Raw genomic sequence first — 16,949 nt, forward strand, 5'->3', positions numbered from 1 at the left:
GTGACAGAAGACCAGCAGTCACTCACCCAGACCTGGCAGGCGATCAAGGCGGAACTACTCGATCAGTCGGAGCGTCCCGACTCGGATATTCCCGCCTTCACCCACCAGCAGCGGGCCTTCCTCGGCCTGGTCCAACCCATCGTGCTGGTTGACGGCTACGCGGTCCTCGCGACCCCGCACGCCATGGCCAAGCAGGTCATCGAGGACGACCTCGGACCGCACATCGTCAAGGTGCTCTCCGAACGCACCGGCCGGCCCTGCAGTCTGGCGGTCTCCATCCAGCCGGAGGCGGCCCAGCCGAGCCAGCCGCCCGCCCCGGCGCAAACCTATGCACAGGGCATTCAGCAGCGGATTCCTGATCATCAGCTCGGGTGGGACACCTCGCACACCACCCTTCCGGCGCCCCCGGTCCAGCGGGACGTACAGCCGCAGATGCAGCCCCCCGCTCAGCGGCAGCAGCACAACTACGCGCAGTACCCTTCGCACGCACCGACCGCCCCGCAGAACCCCGCGCCGACTTCACCGGTGTATCACCAGAGCCAGCGGATGCTGCGGGAAACCCCGGCGCACGACCCGAACCGCGAGCGGTCGCTGAACCCCAAGTACACCTTCGAGAACTTCGTCATCGGTTCCTCCAACCGTTTCGCCAACGGCGCGGCCGTTGCCGTGGCGGAAAACCCGGCCCGTGCCTACAACCCGCTCTTCATCTGGGGTGGCTCCGGTCTGGGTAAAACCCACCTGCTGCACGCCGCCGGCAACTACGCCCAGGTGCTGCAGCCGGGGTTGCGTGTGAAGTACGTCTCCAGTGAGGAATTCACAAACGACTACATCAACTCGGTGCGCGATGACAGGCAGGAATCCTTCAAGCGGCGCTACCGCAACCTGGACATCCTCATGGTCGATGACATCCAGTTCCTGCAGGGTAAGGAAGGCACACAGGAGGAGTTCTTCCACACCTTCAACGCTCTGCACCAGGCCGACAAACAGATCATCCTCTCTTCCGACCGACCCCCGAAGCAGCTGACCACGCTGGAGGACCGTCTGCGTACCCGCTTCGAAGGCGGTCTGATCACGGATGTCCAGCCGCCCGATCTGGAGACGCGCATCGCCATTCTGGAGAAGAAGGCCCAGGCAGATGGCACCCATGTCGACCGCAGCGTGCTGGAGCTGATCGCCTCGCGTTTCGAGTCGTCGATCCGTGAACTTGAGGGCGCCCTCATCCGCGTGTCGGCATATTCCTCGCTGATCAACGAGCCGATCAACCGGGAGATGGCGGCCATCGCGCTGCGCGACATCCTCCCCGATGCCGCCGACGTCGAGATCACCGCCTCCACCATCATGGAGGTGACCACCGACTACTTCGGTATCACCATGGAGACCCTCACCGGCGCCGGCAAGACCCGCGCCGTCGCGCACGCCCGCCAGCTGGCGATGTACCTCTGCCGTGAGCTGACGGATCTCTCCCTGCCGAAGATAGGTAACGAATTCGGCGGTAAGGACCACACCACCGTCATGTACGCCGACCGCAAGATCCGTACCGAAATGACCGAGAAGCGGGACGTCTACGACGAGATTCAGCAGCTGACCCAACTGATCAAGAACCGCGGACGCGTCTAGCCGCCCGTAGCTCTTGCGCGTAGCCCCAGGCCGGCGGTGGTGCCCTGCACCGCTAGCGACCTGGGGTTTCTGTGATTCATCCCCAGAAAAATGACTTCTCCACAGAGTTGTCCACAGTAGTGTAATTACAAAAATGTAATTCCGAGAGGTTAGTCACACAGTGGCCTGGATCACTCCTCCATTCCGTCCTGTGGACAACTACGTTTTGCCTGTTGAGAAGTGGTAGGCGGGCTGGGGAAGGATTGTGGACAACTCCGGCTGTGGAAAACTTATCCACAGCCCGCCCGAGTTATCCACAGGCTATCCACACCCTGAGTCACATGGCGGATTCGGTCGACTACCTTGTGATTCAAGGTCCCCTCCACAGATTGCACAGGACCTATTGTTACTACTCCTTTTAAAACTTGTAATTTCTAAAGAAGAAAGAGGGTGTGGGGAAAACGGTCCGGCCCGGTGTCCCGCGGCCGGTAGGACAAACGGAATCTTCGAATTACAAGATTTCGACTCACCGAACCGTGGGGTACGTTGGAGTCTGTTGTTTCCGGTCCACACGTTCTTCCGATGTGGGATCACAAATATTTCGAGGAGCCCGAAGCATGGAGTCACAAGCAGTGTCATTCCGGGTGGCAAGGGATGACCTGGCCAACGCCGTCGCCTGGGTGGCCAGAAGTCTGCCCACCAAGGTGACCCAGCCGGTGCTGCGCGCCATGCTCATCACCGCGGATGACAATGGTCTGGAGTTCACCGGTTTCGACTACGAGGTGTCGACGCGGGTACGCATCGCCGCCGAGGTCGGAGAGCCGGGACGCATCGCGGTGGCAGGCAAGCTCATCGCCGAGATCGTCAACACCCTGCCGAACAAACCGGTGGAGCTGCGGGTCGAGGGGTCGAAGGCGCTGGTCTCGTGTGGTTCCTCACGCTTCGAGCTGCCGTTGATCCCCCTGGATGACTACCCGCAGATCCCGACTCTGCCCGAGGTCACCGGCACCATCGATCCGGCACTGTTCGCAGAGGCTGTGACACAGGTCGCCACGGCCGCGGGCAAAGATGACACCCTGCCCATGCTCACGGGCGTGCACATGGAGATCGCCGGAAATCAGGTCAAGCTCGCGGCGACCGACCGTTTCCGCCTGGCGCTGCGCACCTTCGAGTGGGATCCGGTCTCCCCGGACGTCGAGGCCAAGCTGTTGATCCCGGCGAAGACCCTGCTGGAAAACGCCCGCACCATCGACACCCACGTCCAGAACCGGGTGGAGATCGCCGTGGGCACCGGCGAGCAGATCGGTGCCGCCGGCCTCTTCGGCATCCACACCGACAACCGTGAGACCACCACCAGAATGCTGGACGCGGACTTCCCGAACATCCAGCCACTGCTCCCGAAGACCCATACCTCGATGGCCACGGTGGAGATCGTCCCGCTGCAGGAAGCCATCCGCCGCGTCAGCCTGGTCACCGAGCGCAATGCCCAGATCCGTATGCAGTTCAACGAGGGCGAGCTGATCCTCTCTGCCGGCGGTATGGAGTCCGGCCATGCCGAGGAGCGTCTGCCCTGTGGTTTCACCGGCCGTGACGAGCTGATCATCGCCTTCAACCCCGGCTACCTGCGCGACGGTCTGTCAGTGGTCCACACCAACCGTGTGGTCTTCGGCTTCACCGAGCCCTCCCGCCCGGCGATTCTCATCCCCGAGCCGGAACAGCTGCCGGAGGCCGACGCCGACGGCACCTTCCCCACGCCGGAGACCGAGTTCACCTACCTGCTCATGCCCGTCCGGCTGCCGGGATAATTCCAGTTTCGTCCGGGAGGTGAGCACACATCTACATCAGGACGCTTGACCTGCGTGATTTCCGCAGCTGGCCGAAGCTGAGCCTGGATCTTGAACCGGGAGTCACGTTGTTCGTGGGCCGCAACGGCTTCGGCAAGACCAACATCGTCGAAGCCGTGGGGTACAGCGCGCACCTGTCGTCTCACCGCGTCTCCCACGATGCGCCGCTGGTGCGGTCTGGTGCGGAGAATGCACGGATCTCGGTGACCGTGGTGAACCAGGGTCGGGAGCTGACCGCTCATCTGCTGATCAAACCGCATGCCGCCAACCAGGCGCAGATCAACCGGGCGCGGCTGAATTCCCCGCGGGAACTGCTGGGCGTGGTGCGTTCCGTGTTGTTCGCCCCGGAGGATCTGTCGTTGATCAAGGGCGAGCCGGCGGAGCGTCGCCGCTACCTGGATGACATCATTGCCACCCGCAGTACTCGTCTGGCAGGGGTGAAGGCCGACTACGACAAGGTGCTGCGCCAACGTAACGCGCTGCTCAAGACCGCGGGTGGTTCGCTACGCCGGGGCTACCGGGACGCCGACGGCGCCAGCACACTGGCAACCCTCGATGTGTGGGACGGGCAGCTCGCGGCGCTTGGTTCCCAGGTGATCGCGGCCAGGCTGAATCTGGTTGATGACCTGGGCGAACTTATCGTTGAGGCCTACGCCGGCATCGCGCCGGAGTCACGGCCGGCACGGGTGGAGTACAGGTCCACGGTGGCGTCGGAAAGCAGGGACGTCGCCGTGCTCGAGGCGGAGATGCTCGCCGGGCTCGGCCGGGGTCGTCAGCGGGAGATCGAGCGCGGTATGTCTCTGGTGGGGCCACACCGCGATGATCTCGTGTTGAGTCTGGGTGAGCAGCCCGCCAAAGGCTTCGCCTCACACGGGGAGACGTGGTCGTATGCGATTTCCCTGCGTCTGGCCGAGTTCACGCTGCTGCGTCGCGATGGTTCAGATCCGGTGCTCATCCTCGACGACGTCTTCGCGGAGCTGGACACGCGCCGTCGGGAGAAACTCATGGGGCTGGCCGCAGATGCGGAGCAGGTGCTCATCACCGCGGCGGTGGCCGAAGATCTGCCCGGAAATCTCCCGGAGCTGACCGACGCCCCGGTCAACCGCTTCACCGTCACCGTCCGGGACACCGACGAGGGGCGCATCAGCATCCTGGAGCAGGTTGATGAGTGAGCAGCCGGACCCCGTAAAAGCCGCCTTCGAGGCGATGCAGCAGGCGGCGAAGAAGCGGGGCGCGACTCCGCTTCCGCCGCGCAAGCCTGCCCCGAAGAGCAGGAGCCTGCCGCCGAGGATCGGTCGGCCCACGGGCAGGGACGGGAGACGCAGAAGGCGACCTCTGGAGGTTGATTCGCTGGGATCGGTGCTGGGCACGGAGATCGCCCGTCGGGGCTGGGAGAAGGAGATCGCCGGCGGCTGGGTGTTCGGACACTGGGACGAGCTGGTGGGGGAGAAGATCGCGCAGCACACGAGCGTGGAGATGATCAAGGACAAGAAGTTGTTCATCACCTGTGACTCCACCGCGTGGGCCACCAACCTGAGGATGATGCAGAAGCAGATCCTGCAGGTGATCGCTGAAAAGGTGGGGCCCAACATCATCGTCGAGTTGAAGATCTTCGGGCCGAAGGCGCCGAGCTGGCGGAAGGGACCACTTCATGTGAAGGGACGCGGGCCCCGGGACACCTTCGGATAATCCGCCGGGGTAGTTTTCCCGAGGGAAGAATCGTCCGAAAACGCGCGAGAACACCCCTCCGCCGCGTGAGACCCCTTCTCTGGTGCCACCCCATTGGGTGTAGACTGAGGAGGTCTGAAATTACCTTCTAGCGAGGAGAGCTCGTTTCACGTGGCAAACGCTGAAAACAGTTACGGCGCGTCATCGATCACGATTCTCGAGGGCCTCGAAGCAGTCCGGAAGCGCCCGGGCATGTATATCGGTTCAACGGGTCCCCGTGGCCTGCACCACCTGGTGTGGGAGGTCGTGGATAACTCGGTCGATGAGGCGATGGCGGGTCACGCAACCAAGGTTGAGGTCACCCTGCTGGCTGACGGCGCCGTGCAGGTGCTGGATGACGGTCGTGGTATCCCGGTGGAGATGCACCCCTCAGGTGCACCGACGGTTCAGGTCGTCATGACCCAGCTGCACGCCGGTGGCAAGTTCGACTCCGATTCCTATGCGGTCTCCGGTGGTCTGCACGGTGTGGGTATTTCCGTGGTCAATGCGCTGTCGACCCGCGTCGAGGCCGACATCAAGCGGGACGGCAAGCACTGGATCCAGAACTTCAACAACTCCGTCCCGGAAGAGCTGATCGAGGGTGGCAACGCCCGTGGCACGGGTACGACGATCCGGTTCTGGCCGGACGCCGAGATCTTCGAGACGACCCACTTCGACTACGACACGATCTCACGTCGTCTGCAGGAGATGGCGTTCCTGAACAAGGGACTGACCATCACGCTCAAGGACGAGCGGGTCACCGACACGGAGCTTGAGCTGGAGGCCCTGGCAGAGGCGGGCGACACCGCCGAGGCTCTCGACGGTTCGTCCTTCGATGACACCGAGGTCGAGGTGGAGAAGGCCCCGGCCGGCGAGGCGCCGAAGCCGCCGAAGAAGCGCGAGAAGAAGGTCGTCTACCACTACCCGGATGGACTGGTCGACTACGTCAACCACCTGAACAAGGGTAAGACGGCCATCCACCCGTCCATTGTGGGCTTCGAGGCGAAGGGCACCAGCCACGAGGTCGAGATCGCGATGCAGTGGAACTCCGGTTACAAGGAGTCCGTCCACACCTTCGCCAACACCATCAACACCCATGAGGGCGGTACGCACGAGGAGGGTTTCCGTTCGGCGTTGACCTCCCTGATGAACAAGTACGCCCTGGCACACAAGCTGGTCAAGGAGAAGGACCCGAAGCTCACGGGCGAGGACTGCCGCGAGGGTCTCGCAGCCGTCGTGTCCGTCCGCGTGGGTGAGCCGCAGTTCGAGGGCCAGACCAAGACGAAGCTGGGCAACACGGAGATCCGTTCCTACGTGCAGCGCATGGTCAACGAGCATGTGGCCTTCTGGTTCGACGCCAACCCGGCGGAGGCCAAGGCCATCGTGAACAAGGCGGTCTCCTCCTCCCAGGCGCGCATCGCGGCCCGTAAGGCGCGTGAGCTGGTGCGCCGAAAGTCGGCGACGGACCTGGGTGGACTGCCCGGCAAGCTGGCGGACTGTCGTTCCAAGGACCCCGTCGTCTCCGAGCTCTACATCGTGGAGGGTGACTCGGCCGGTGGCTCCGCCAAGGCCGGCCGTGATTCCATGTATCAGGCGATCCTGCCGCTGCGCGGCAAGATTCTCAACGTGGAGAAGGCCCGTCTGGACCGCGTGCTGAAGAACGCCGAGGTCCAGGCGATCATCACGGCTCTGGGTACCGGCATCAACGAGGAGTTCGACCTCTCGAAGCTCCGCTACCACAAGATCGTCCTCATGGCGGATGCCGACGTCGACGGCCAGCACATCGCCACCCTGCTGCTGACCCTGTTGTTCCGCTTCATGCCGGATCTGATCGCTGAGGGTCACGTCTTCCTGGCCAACCCGCCGCTGTACAAGCTGAAGTGGTCCAAGGGCGAGCCGGGCTTCGCCTTCTCCGATGATGAGCGTGACAAGATCATCGCGGAGGGGCTGGCGGCCGGTCGGAAGATCAACACCAACGACGGTATCCAGCGCTACAAGGGTCTGGGCGAGATGAACCCGAACGAGCTGTGGGAGACCACCCTCGACCCGTCGGAGCGCATCCTGCGCCGCGTGGACCTCGAGGACGCCCAGCGTGCCGATGAACTCTTCTCCATTCTCATGGGCGATGACGTCGCGGCCCGCCGCTCCTTCATCACCCGTAAGGCGAAGGACGTCCGCTTCCTGGACGTCTAGTCTGCTTATCGACGCCCCACGTCGGGCGCGAAAAAACCGCCCTGCACCTGGAAGGTGCAGGGCGGTTTTTCAGTCTTAGGCGGTGCGGCGACGCAGGACCAGCAGGCCGGCGCCAGCGGCGGCAGCCATCAGGCCTGCGGCGAGGGCGATCATGGTGCCCTCGACGCCGGTGTTGGCCAGCTGCTGCTGCTGTGCGGCCGGAGCGGCCTGAACCGGAGCGTGCTGTGCGGCCGGAGCCTGAGCGTAGACCGGAGCCTGCTGTGCGACCGGGGCGGTCTCGGCCTGAGCCTGGGCGATGGCCTTGTGGTCAACGAACTCAGCCTCAGCGGCGACCGGGGCGGCCTGCTCTGCCTCAGCCTGGGCGATGGCCTTCTGGTCAACGAACTCAGCCTCAGCGGCCGGAGCCTCTTCCGCAGCCGGTGCGGCCTGGGCCGGAGCCTGGGCCGGAGCCTGGTCGTCTGAGGAAGCGGAGGAGCCCGAGCCCAGGAGGGCGGAGCCGGCGAGCGCGGACAGACCCAGGCCCAGGGCGGCGGAGCCGTCGATGGACGAACCTTCGCCGCAGGAATCATCCTTCTTGCCGCGCTTGTGGCCCTTGTCGTCGCACTCGTCTTCGTCGGTGCCGATGGAGCTGCCGACGATGTTGCTGGACTGGTCCTTGTCGCGGTCCTTGTCGCGGTCGTGGCCACCGTCGTGGTTGCCACCGTCGCCCCCACGGTTCTGAGCCTGGGTGTTGTTGACGTCTGCGTTGAGGTCTTCAGTCTGAGCTGCAGCCTGCGGTGCGAGTGCGACAGAGACGGCCAGGGCCGCGGTGGCGGCGAGAGCGGAAATACGCTTGTTGATCATGTGAATTCCTTCAAAAGTAGGACTCGGTCGGACGGCTTGTTTCGCGTCGACATGTATGAAGCAGTGTCGCGGCGGAGGTGAGCTGTAATACAACCGATACCCTTCCGCCCGCATCACGTTATTCAACGTTTCAACCAGTTTCCATGCGAAAGAGGGAATATCCGGGAAAATGCCGGTGTATTTTTCGATCTCGCCCCTATCGGGGGTGGTTTGGAACGTATCCGGGCCCTGATGTGACCCACGCGACGAAGGTTCTGCCCCTCAGGGCAGCGGCGGAACCTGAAGTTCGAGCATTTTCCCCATCCCGACCCACCCGATCCACGGGTCCTCGTTGAGTACCACCGGGGTGTGGACGTGGCCCAGGAGGCACGCCCCGTATCCCCGGGAGAGCAGATGTTCCAGGGTGGTGGGCAGGCAGGGATTCTTGGTGTACTGGCCCTCGACCTCACTGTGCAGGATGCCGATGTGCCCGGGTTCCTCCACCCGTGGCAGGTTCTCGAGCAGGTCCCGCGGGTCGGGGTCCCGGATGACGTTCACCGCGTGGAAGACCAGGGGGATGCCGGGCACCCTTATTTCCTCTATTCCCTCGCCGCTGGGACGATGAACGCCGGGCAGGTCGGGAAAGCGGGGGAGAAGGCCTGAGCCGACGTCGTGGTTACCCCACACGTGCACCAGGGGAAGATTGAGGTCCTCGGTGATGTGGCGGAACAGGGCCACGCCGTCCGCGAGATCGGCTTCGACGGCCTTCTTCTTGTCCAGCAGATCGCCGGCGAAGACGACGACGTCGGGGGAGCGGCGGGTGGCCTCGGAAAGTGCCTCGTACGCCCACCGCAACCCGGGTGCCTTCTTCGTGCCCAGGTGCAGGTCGGCGAACACCACGAGGCGGACCGCGGTCATCGGGTCAGGACATGTGCTTCTGCAGGATGCGACCGAAACCGGGGATCTCCGGTCCGATGATCTTCGCACCCTTGCCGCGCAGCGCGTTGTAGGCCTTGGCCAGCGGTGCGACGGTGATCTGCTCGGCGTTGCGGTCGGCGACGGCCATGAGTGAGTCGACGACGAGGTCCTCGCGGCCGGCGAGGAATGCACCGAAGTCCTGCTCGGCGTCGCCCCGGAAAGCCTGCCAGTGGGGCTGGAGGTCCCCGAGAATGTCCGGGAGCATCCGGTTGATGCCCTTGGCTACGATGGCGCCGTCAATCTTCCTCGCGGCCGCCACGGCCGCCTTGATCGCTGTGCCGCTGATGCCGGACTGCTTTGCGACGGTCGCGTCCGCGAAAGCGGCCAGTTCTGCAACCACGTCGGCGCGTTTGTCGTCGGTGAGGAGCTGGGAGAGATCAGTCATGGATGCCAGCCTAGTGCGGTCCCGGACGAAGGGGGGCAAGAAAGGAAGCGATCACCATGGTTGAACTCATCCGGGATGAGCGGGTGGGAACAACGACGGAGATCGCTGATGTGTTGTGGTTCTTCCGCCGCAGGAACCGAATCACTTCAATAACTCTAATTCACTGCAACCACAACGTTAACGACTTTACACACGCCTCCAGACTCCCGCCAATGAAACGGAAGGTAGATACTCCCTCCGTGTCATTTGGGGTATCCGGCCGTGTCAGATAGGAAAACCGCCCGGCACCCGAAGGTGCGGAGCGGTTATCCCGGTGGTGCGGAGTGGAGAGCGTCAGACTTAGTTGGCGCGGCGACGAAGAACCAGCAGGCCGGCACCAGCGGCGGCGGCGATCAGGCCGACGGCCAGGGCGATCAGGGTTCCCGCGACGCCGGTGTTGGCCAGCTGCTTCTGCTGGGCAGCAGCCTTGACCTGAGCGGCCTCCTGCGTAGCCGGAGCGGCCTTGGCCGGGGCGCCCTGAGCGGCCGGAGCGTTCGCAGCCTGCTGCTGGGCAATAGCCTTGTGGTCAACGAAATCAGCCTCAGCGGCAGCAGCCGGGGTGGTGGTCACAGCCGGAGCCTCATCAGCGGCCTCGCCACGCGGGCCGGGGGCCTGGTCGTCGGAGGAAGCGGAGGAACCGGAACCCAGGAGAGCAGAACCGGCCAGAGCGGACAGCCCGAGACCCAGGGCCGCGGAGCCGGCGAGGGAGGAGTCGTCGTCGATGTCACCGGAGCTAAGGAGAGCGGAGCCGTCCTTGTCGTCATAATCCTTGGTCGGCTTCGGATCCTTGGTCTCCGTGGTCGAGGTCTCGGAGGTCGAGGTCTCGGAGGTCGAGGTCTCGGAGGTCGAGGTCTCGGAGGTCGAGGTCTCGGAGGTCGAGGTCTCGGAGGTCGAGGTCGACGGCTTGGTAGGGCCGGTGGTCGAGCAGGTGGTGCTGGGGATCATGTAAGAAGTGCCCTCAACAATCACCGTGGTGTACGTCATTCCGGTCCTGTCGAGGGCCTGCGGCTTGTTGTAGTTCACGCTTTCGTTAGCGTTGTGCGTGAAACACTGGGCGTAGGTCGAGTTATCTGCCTCGTCCAAACCGACGAGGGCTTTGCCTTCCGGAATGAAAATGGTGACGGGCTCGGCGGGGTCGTTAGGGCCCTGCTGGATCGTGATGGTCTGAAGTCTTCCCGGGTTTCCGTTGGAATCCTCAACCCAGTCTCCCTGGGCAAAAGCAGACGGGAGGATGACTGCGGAGGCCGCGATGGAGGCACCGGCGACCAGTGCGGCAATGCGCTTCTTGGACATTCTTATTCCTTCGAAAGAAGTGGATGCTGAGAGGTGATCGCCGGGATGGGTTTCCTGAGAAGCGACCAGGTCGGGCGCGGAAACTACTCCCAAAACCGACTGCGCTTCACACGATAAGTCAACTAGGAAAGGAATTAAGTGTAAGCAGCGAGAAACCTGGCAATAGGGGAAAAAGTGGCATCTTTCGCACCCTTAGGTGGGGGTGAATTTGATAAAGGTTGAGCTCATCTGCCCTTTTTTCGAAGGATGCGGTTTCTGAAATGTGATTGCTGTTAATTGAGTGGCATATGTGAAAAACGGGGTTTGGTTCAGAGCGTGAAACGGTGGTACACGGCCCTGCAGACGGCACCGAACTCCCGGTTGAGATCACTCAGGGGCTCCAGCCGGTCCACCATCCGGGCGAGGGCCTCGCCAGCGGCGTGGGAGGTGGCGTGGACGGGGATGCCGTCGATACGCGCCCCCGGTACGGCCGCCGCGGCGACGAGGGCACCGAAGTCCCGGATCTGGACACGGTGGGTGGCGCAGAACTCATCGGCGATCAGCAGCAGCTGTTCCGGCGTGAGGGAGGGGGTCATCCCCGCGCACGCCGCATCCGGGCCTCCAGGGCCGCGTGGCCGGGGATGACGTCGCGGGCGAGTTGGGCGACGGCGTCGTCGTTGACAAGACGGGTCGCGGCCGTGACGATGGCACGGACTGCCGCCTCGTGTTTGCTGGAGCCCTGGGCTTCGGCGAGGAGGGTGAGCGCGCGATCCTGATCCGGGGTGAGTCGAAGGGTCATGGCCATGACCCATTGGTACCAGAGTGCCGGCAACGAAAAATCGCCCCGCGTACAAACGCGGAGCGATTTCGGGGTGATGCAGCTGGGTGGCCTCACGGCCGATTCAGCTAGCGACGCGGGCCGTTGTGGTGGCCGCCGTCGCGACGGTCCTTATCCTTGGAGGAAGCGGAGAAGGCCTTGAAGGAGGAGCCGTCGTTGTTCTTCTTGTTGTCGTGACGGTCGCCGCGGTAGTCGTGGCCGCGCTTCTTGTCCTTGTCGAAGCTGGAGACGCGGACGACGGAGGACTTGTCGTCCCTGTCGTTGTGTCCGCCACCGCGGTGGTCGTTGGCGACGGCCTGCGGAGCGAGGATGGCGGAGGCGGCCAGGGAGGCGCCGACGGCCAGGGTAGCGATACGCTTGGTGAACATGAGATTTCCCTTCGGGGAGTAGACGGTCAATCTGGATTCGAGCTTGGGTACCGCCGGGGCCCTAAGTTCTTAGTGAACTGTGAACTCTTTGGCAGTAACTGTGATGGTAATTGCAATAAGAAGCGCATGTATGGCGAATCACTAAGGTCACACCAAGGGTCACCCCTTGTTAGGGGGGCGATTTGCATTGTTGGCAGCAGCTTTAATCGGTTAGCGGCTGCGTACCGGATAATAATTCACTGCTACCAGATTGATACCGCTGTGGGGGAGGGGCGGCGTCAAGAGACAGCGGAAACGGCTTTCAGGGCCCCGAGGGCTAGAATGAGAGGTCTGAACCCCCCTACAAGAAGGTGATCATGAGCGACGACGCCCCAACCGGTGGAGGAGACCTCTTCGACCGCATCCGCCCCATTGACATCAATGAGGAGATGCAGACCAGCTACATCGACTACGCGATGTCCGTCATCGTGGGACGCGCGCTGCCGGAGGTTCGCGACGGCATGAAGCCGGTCCACCGACGCATCATGTACGCGATGTTCGACAACGGCTACCGGCCGGAGCGTGGCTTCGTGAAGTCGGCGCGCCCCGTCGCGGAGACCATGGGCAACTATCACCCGCACGGTGACGTGGCCATCTATGACACTCTCGTCCGACTGGCCCAGCCGTGGAACATGCGGTACCCGCTCGTCGACGGCCAGGGCAACTTCGGCTCCCGCGGTAACGACGGTCCCGCCGCCATGCGTTACACCGAGTGCAAGATGTCGCCGTTGGCCATGGAAATGGTCCGCGACATCCGTGAGAACACCGTCAACTTCTCCCCGAACTACGACGGCAAGACCCGCGAGCCCGACGTCCTGCCGGCGCGCGTGCCCAACCTGTTGATGAACGGCTCGGGCGGCATCGCCGTGGGCATGGCCACCAACATCCCGCCGCACAACCTGAACGAGCTGGCGGACGCCATCTACTGGCTGCTGGAGAACCCCGACGCTGACGAGAAGGAGGCCCTCGATGCGTGCATGAGCTTCGTGAAGGGGCCTGATTTCCCCACCTCCGGCCTCATCGTCGGCGATCAGGGCATCAGGGACGCCTACACCACCGGTCGCGGCTCCATCCGCATGCGCGGCGTCACGGAGATCGAGGAGGTGGGTAACCGTCAGACCATCGTCATCACAGAGCTGCCCTTCCAGGTCAACCCGGACAACCTGATCGCCAACATCGCGGAGCAGGTCTCCAACGCCAAGCTGGCGGGCATCTCCAAGATCGAGGACGAGTCCTCCGACCGCGTGGGCCTGCGCATCGTGATCACCCTCAAGCGTGACGCCGTTCCCCGTGTGGTGCTCAACAACCTGTACAAGCATTCCCAGCTGCAGGCCAACTTCGGCGCCAACATGCTCTCCATCGTCGACGGGGTGCCGCGCACCCTGCGCCTGGACCAGATGCTGCGCTACTACGTGGCCCACCAGATCCAGGTCATCGTCCGCCGCACCCAGTTCCGCCTCGACGAGAAGGAGGAGCGTGCCCATATCCTCCGCGGCCTGGTCAAGGCCCTCGACATGCTCGACGAGGTCATCGCCCTGATCCGTCGTTCGCCCACCGTCGATGAGGCCCGAACCGGCCTCATGTCGCTTCTCGACGTCGACGAGGTCCAGTCCGATCACGTCCTGGCCATGCAGCTGCGCCGTCTGGCCGCCCTGGAACGTCAGAAGATCATCGACGAGCTCGCCGAAGTCGAGATCATCATCGAGGACCTCAAGGACATCCTGGCCAAGCCGGACCGGCAGCGTGCGATCGTCCGCAATGAACTCGTCGAGATCGTCGAGAAGTACGGCGACGAGCGTCGCTCGAGAATCATCGCCGCCACCGGCGACGTCTCCGAGGAAGACCTCATCGCCCGCGAGAACGTCGTGGTCACCATCACCTCCACCGGCTACGCAAAGCGCACCAAGGTCGACGCCTACAGGTCGCAGAAGCGCGGCGGCAAGGGCGTGCGGGGTGCCGAGCTGAAGCAGGACGACATCGTCCGGCACTTCTTCGTCAGCTCCACCCACGACTGGATCCTCTTCTTCACCAACTTCGGCCGCGTCTACCGCCTGAAGGCCTACGAGCTTCCCGAGGCCTCCCGCACCGCCCGCGGCCAGCACGTGGCCAACCTGCTGGAGTTCCAGCCCGAGGAGCGTATCGCCCAGGTCATCCAGATCCAGACCTACGAGGACGCCCCCTACCTGGTCCTGGCCACCGCTCAGGGCCGCGTGAAGAAGTCCCGACTCACCGACTACGAGTCCGCCCGCTCCGCCGGCCTGATCGCCATCAACCTCAACGAGGACGACCGTCTCATCGGCGCCGCCCTTGTCGACGAAGGCGATGACATCCTCCTGGTCTCCCAGTTCGGCCAGGCCATCCGCTTCACCGCCGATGACGAGCAGCTCCGCCCCATGGGCCGCGCCACCGCCGGCGTGAAGGGCATGCGTTTCCGCGATGAGGACCAGCTCCTGGCCATGAGCGTGGTGCGCGATGGTGAGTTCCTGCTGGTCGCCACCTCCGGGGGCTACGGCAAACGAACCGCCATCGACGAGTACTCCACCCAGGGTCGCGGTGGCCTCGGCGTGGTGACCTTCAAGTACACGCCGAAGCGCGGCCGCCTCATCGGAGCGGTGTCAGTGGATCAGGATGACGAGATCTTCGCCATCACCTCCGCCGGCGGCGTCATCCGCACCGAGGTCAACCAGATCCGACCCTCCTCCCGAGCCACCATGGGTGTGCGCCTGGTCAACCTCGAGGACGGCGTCGAACTGCTGGCCATCGACAAGAACGTCGAGGAAGAGGGCGAGGAAGAAGCCGAGGCAGTGGCCAAGGGCGACGTCGACGGCCCGACCGAGCGAGCGAAGAAGAAGGACCAGGAGTAGCTCATGGCAACACGTGACGTCTCAGTGACCCGAGTGTCACCCCTGTCCGCTTTCCGGGTCGGCCTGGCCATGTCGCTCGTCGGGATGGCCGCCTGGCTCATCGCCGTCGCACTGCTCTACGCGGGCATGGGTGCCGCCGGCATCTGGGACCAGGTCAACTCCCTGCTCGGCGACATCGGAGGCTCCCAGGCCGTCACCTTCGGCCTCGTCATGTCCTTCGCTGCCCTCCTGGGCGCGATCGGTGCGATCCTGACGACCATCCTCGCGCCCCTGTCCGCGGTGGTCTACAACGCCATCGTCGACCTCTTCGGTGGCCTGCAGGTCAGACATCAGGAGGAGGCCTCCTGACAGGGCCGGTACGGATCGCCTGTTCGGACGGATTTACCCCGTCTGAACAGGCGATTTGTACTAGTGGTTGAACTCTGGGTAGAGTTACGTTTCGTTCCCAGGGCCTATAGCTCAGTTGGTTAGAGCGCATCGCTGATAACGATGAGGTCGCAAGTTCGATTCTTGCTAGGCCCACCAGGAACATGGGGCATTAGCTCAATTGGTAGAGCATCTGCTTTGCAAGCAGAAGGTCAGGAGTTCGATTCTCCTATGCTCCACAATAAGGTTGAACCCACGAAAACCCGCCCTCCGGATAATCCGGAGGGCGGTTTTTCTGTCTCCGCAGTCGGGCGTGCCGCTTCGATAACGAGGGCCGTATGCGTTACGATACCGAATCGTTACATATTCCCCCACGCATAAGGTGACAAGTCTTGAAGAATCTGAAGCGCGCCGCCATTGCTCTGGCATCCGCCGCAGTGATGTCTGTCGGGGTTGTCTCCCCGGCCAGCGCCCTCTCATCCCACCCCGCCCTCTCGTTCCGTCTTCCTGCGCCGTCCTCCTCGCCTGTGTCGAAGGACGCCGGACACATTGAGAATGAGACGGTCCGTCTGCTCAATGACTATCGGGCATCCCGGGGCCTCAACCGTCTGAACGTCGATCCGGGGCTCACCTCCCAGGCCCGCGGCTGGTCCCAGCGCATGGCCGGCGGTAGTTCCTTTGCGCACAGCAATTCCAATGTGTTCGAGAACATCGCCTGGAACACCCACGCAGGTTCGGACAGCTTCTTCAACCAGTGGAAGGGCTCCCCGGGCCATAACCGCAACATGCTCGAGGCGGGTGTCACCAAGGTCGGAGTGGGTGTCGCATACGCCCCGGACGGCAAAGCCTACGCCACCATGCAGCTGTCCTGATAGGACAACCCTGCAGCACCGGAAAACGGGGCGGCCGGCCCAGGGCCCAGTTCCCGTTCCACTGTTCTGACCTGCTCCTTTCTTGTCGCGAACATGTGTCCGCGGAACCTTTGCCTTTTTTATCCAGCCCCAGACGTGTTAAATGGGGAAGATGTTACCTAAGCAAGGCGCAAGGAGTTTGACGTGAAACGAACAGTGGCAGCCATGATCGCCCTCGCCCTCGGCCTGGCGGGATGCTCTGCGGCCGATGAGGAATCCACTGCCCCCGGCTCGGTTTCCCCACAGTCCTTCCTGAAGTCCCAGGGATTGTCCGGGATGAACGCCGTGGAGATCGTCGATTACCTCGACCGGGTGCCCGTTGCCGCACGGGACACGGACCTCATGGCTTCGGTCCGCCACGACGAGCTGCTGCTGACGGCCGATGGTCAGGAGATCGCGCTCGATCTGCCGGAGGAGATGACCTATGTGTCGATCGCCCCGTATGTGGACGAGACCCACGACTGCTTCTATCACAGCCTGACCACCTGTAGGGGCGAGCTGGGCAACCAGCCTGTCCAGGTCGCCTTTGTCGATGGTGCGACGGGGGAGACGCTGATCGAGGAGGAGGTCACCACCTTCAGTAACGGTTTCTTCGGCTTCTGGGTGCCCAGTCACGCCACCGGCACGATCGAGGTCAGCCACCAGGGACGGACGGGGACAACGGAGTTTTCCACGGAGGAAGACGGTGCCACCTGCGTCACTGACCTCCAGTTGGTCTAGGACAATG

General features: G+C 63.5%; 16 protein-coding genes and 2 tRNA genes. 11 read left to right on the forward strand and 7 right to left on the reverse strand.

Annotation, left to right across the window (positions count from 1 at the left end; genetic code table 11):
* The 5 genes from dnaA (at window position 1) to gyrB (ending at window position 7,340) form a co-directional block, all read left to right on the forward strand.
* Complete coding sequence (dnaA, locus tag CETAM_RS00005) at window positions 1–1,617, forward strand: chromosomal replication initiator protein DnaA (RefSeq protein ID WP_156226500.1); 1,617 nt, start codon at window positions 1–3, stop codon at window positions 1,615–1,617.
* Window positions 1,618–2,213: 596 nt separating this feature from the next.
* The gene (dnaN, locus tag CETAM_RS00010) at window positions 2,214–3,401 is read left to right on the forward strand and encodes a DNA polymerase III subunit beta (RefSeq protein WP_156226501.1); all 1,188 of its coding nucleotides are present in this window, start codon (window positions 2,214–2,216) and stop codon (window positions 3,399–3,401) included.
* Window positions 3,402–3,430: 29 nt separating this feature from the next.
* The gene (recF, locus tag CETAM_RS00015) at window positions 3,431–4,612 is read left to right on the forward strand and encodes a DNA replication/repair protein RecF (protein ID WP_156226502.1); all 1,182 of its coding nucleotides are present in this window, start codon (window positions 3,431–3,433) and stop codon (window positions 4,610–4,612) included.
* On the forward strand, window positions 4,605–5,129 hold the full coding sequence (locus CETAM_RS00020; RefSeq protein WP_156226503.1) for a DciA family protein: 525 nt from the start codon (window positions 4,605–4,607) through the stop codon (window positions 5,127–5,129). The genes recF and CETAM_RS00020 overlap by 8 nt, the downstream gene beginning before the upstream one ends.
* A 150-nt stretch (window positions 5,130–5,279) precedes the next feature.
* The gene (gyrB, locus tag CETAM_RS00025; protein ID WP_156226504.1) at window positions 5,280–7,340 is read left to right on the forward strand and encodes a DNA topoisomerase (ATP-hydrolyzing) subunit B; all 2,061 of its coding nucleotides are present in this window, start codon (window positions 5,280–5,282) and stop codon (window positions 7,338–7,340) included.
* Window positions 7,341–7,415: 75 nt separating this feature from the next.
* On the opposite strand, the gene CETAM_RS00030 is transcribed toward gyrB, so the two are convergent.
* The 7 genes from CETAM_RS00030 to CETAM_RS00060 form a co-directional block, all read right to left on the reverse strand.
* Window positions 7,416–8,183, reverse strand: coding sequence for an LPXTG cell wall anchor domain-containing protein (locus CETAM_RS00030; protein ID WP_197085759.1), 768 nt, complete (start codon window positions 8,181–8,183; stop codon window positions 7,416–7,418).
* Window positions 8,184–8,444: 261 nt separating this feature from the next.
* Complete coding sequence (locus tag CETAM_RS00035; protein ID WP_156226506.1) at window positions 8,445–9,080, reverse strand: metallophosphoesterase family protein; 636 nt, start codon at window positions 9,078–9,080, stop codon at window positions 8,445–8,447.
* Window positions 9,081–9,084: 4 nt separating this feature from the next.
* Window positions 9,085–9,525 (reverse strand): DUF6918 family protein, encoded by a 441-nt coding sequence (locus CETAM_RS00040; protein ID WP_156226507.1) that lies wholly within the window; start codon window positions 9,523–9,525, stop codon window positions 9,085–9,087.
* A 339-nt stretch (window positions 9,526–9,864) separates the two neighbouring features.
* Window positions 9,865–10,857, reverse strand: coding sequence for an LPXTG cell wall anchor domain-containing protein (locus CETAM_RS00045; protein ID WP_156226508.1), 993 nt, complete (start codon window positions 10,855–10,857; stop codon window positions 9,865–9,867).
* 308 nt (window positions 10,858–11,165) lie between these two features.
* Entirely contained in the window at window positions 11,166–11,432 is a 267-nt protein-coding gene (locus tag CETAM_RS00050; RefSeq protein WP_156226509.1) for a TetR family transcriptional regulator, read from the reverse strand.
* Window positions 11,429–11,641 carry a CopG family transcriptional regulator gene (locus CETAM_RS00055; protein WP_156226510.1) on the reverse strand — a complete coding sequence of 71 codons (213 nt, stop codon included), beginning with the start codon at window positions 11,639–11,641 and terminating at the stop codon, window positions 11,429–11,431. The genes CETAM_RS00050 and CETAM_RS00055 overlap by 4 nt, the downstream gene beginning before the upstream one ends.
* Window positions 11,642–11,742: 101 nt before the next feature.
* Window positions 11,743–12,042, reverse strand: a complete 300-nt coding sequence (locus CETAM_RS00060) for a hypothetical protein (protein ID WP_156226511.1) — start codon at window positions 12,040–12,042, stop codon at window positions 11,743–11,745.
* A gap of 356 nt (window positions 12,043–12,398) precedes the next feature.
* Here CETAM_RS00060 and gyrA point away from each other — a divergent pair, with 356 nt between their 5' ends.
* The 6 genes from gyrA (at window position 12,399) to CETAM_RS00090 (ending at window position 16,942) form a co-directional block, all read left to right on the forward strand.
* Window positions 12,399–14,945 (forward strand): DNA gyrase subunit A, encoded by a 2,547-nt coding sequence (gene gyrA, locus CETAM_RS00065; protein ID WP_156226512.1) that lies wholly within the window; start codon window positions 12,399–12,401, stop codon window positions 14,943–14,945.
* A 3-nt stretch (window positions 14,946–14,948) separates the two neighbouring features.
* Window positions 14,949–15,293, forward strand: a complete 345-nt coding sequence (locus tag CETAM_RS00070; RefSeq protein ID WP_156226513.1) for a DUF3566 domain-containing protein — start codon at window positions 14,949–14,951, stop codon at window positions 15,291–15,293.
* A 100-nt stretch (window positions 15,294–15,393) separates the two neighbouring features.
* Window positions 15,394–15,470: transfer RNA gene (locus tag CETAM_RS00075), tRNA-Ile, on the forward strand.
* Between the two features lie 7 nt (window positions 15,471–15,477).
* Window positions 15,478–15,550: transfer RNA gene (locus CETAM_RS00080), tRNA-Ala, on the forward strand.
* 153 nt (window positions 15,551–15,703) lie between these two features.
* A complete protein-coding gene (locus tag CETAM_RS00085; RefSeq protein ID WP_156226514.1) occupies window positions 15,704–16,183 on the forward strand; it encodes a CAP domain-containing protein in 480 nt (159 codons plus the stop codon).
* Window positions 16,184–16,366: 183 nt separating this feature from the next.
* Window positions 16,367–16,942 carry a CueP family metal-binding protein gene (locus CETAM_RS00090; protein WP_156226515.1) on the forward strand — a complete coding sequence of 192 codons (576 nt, stop codon included), beginning with the start codon at window positions 16,367–16,369 and terminating at the stop codon, window positions 16,940–16,942.
* Window positions 16,943–16,949: the final 7 nt, after the last annotated feature.

It is taken from the genome of Corynebacterium comes, from assembly GCF_009734405.1.
GTDB lineage: Bacteria > Actinomycetota > Actinomycetes > Mycobacteriales > Mycobacteriaceae > Corynebacterium > Corynebacterium comes.

Coding starts and splice junctions, on each gene's coding strand:
- dnaN (WP_156226501.1), top strand. CDS start 2,214: ATGGAGTCACAAGCAGTGTCATTCCGGGTGGCAAGGGATGACCTGGCC.
- CETAM_RS00020 (WP_156226503.1), top strand. CDS start 4,605: ATGAGTGAGCAGCCGGACCCCGTAAAAGCCGCCTTCGAGGCGATGCAG.
- CETAM_RS00030 (WP_197085759.1), bottom strand. CDS start 8,183: ATGATCAACAAGCGTATTTCCGCTCTCGCCGCCACCGCGGCCCTGGCC.
- CETAM_RS00035 (WP_156226506.1), bottom strand. CDS start 9,080: ATGACCGCGGTCCGCCTCGTGGTGTTCGCCGACCTGCACCTGGGCACG.
- CETAM_RS00040 (WP_156226507.1), bottom strand. CDS start 9,525: ATGACTGATCTCTCCCAGCTCCTCACCGACGACAAACGCGCCGACGTG.
- CETAM_RS00045 (WP_156226508.1), bottom strand. CDS start 10,857: ATGTCCAAGAAGCGCATTGCCGCACTGGTCGCCGGTGCCTCCATCGCG.
- CETAM_RS00050 (WP_156226509.1), bottom strand. CDS start 11,432: ATGACCCCCTCCCTCACGCCGGAACAGCTGCTGCTGATCGCCGATGAG.
- CETAM_RS00055 (WP_156226510.1), bottom strand. CDS start 11,641: ATGGCCATGACCCTTCGACTCACCCCGGATCAGGATCGCGCGCTCACC.
- CETAM_RS00060 (WP_156226511.1), bottom strand. CDS start 12,042: ATGTTCACCAAGCGTATCGCTACCCTGGCCGTCGGCGCCTCCCTGGCC.
- gyrA (WP_156226512.1), top strand. CDS start 12,399: ATGAGCGACGACGCCCCAACCGGTGGAGGAGACCTCTTCGACCGCATC.
- CETAM_RS00070 (WP_156226513.1), top strand. CDS start 14,949: ATGGCAACACGTGACGTCTCAGTGACCCGAGTGTCACCCCTGTCCGCT.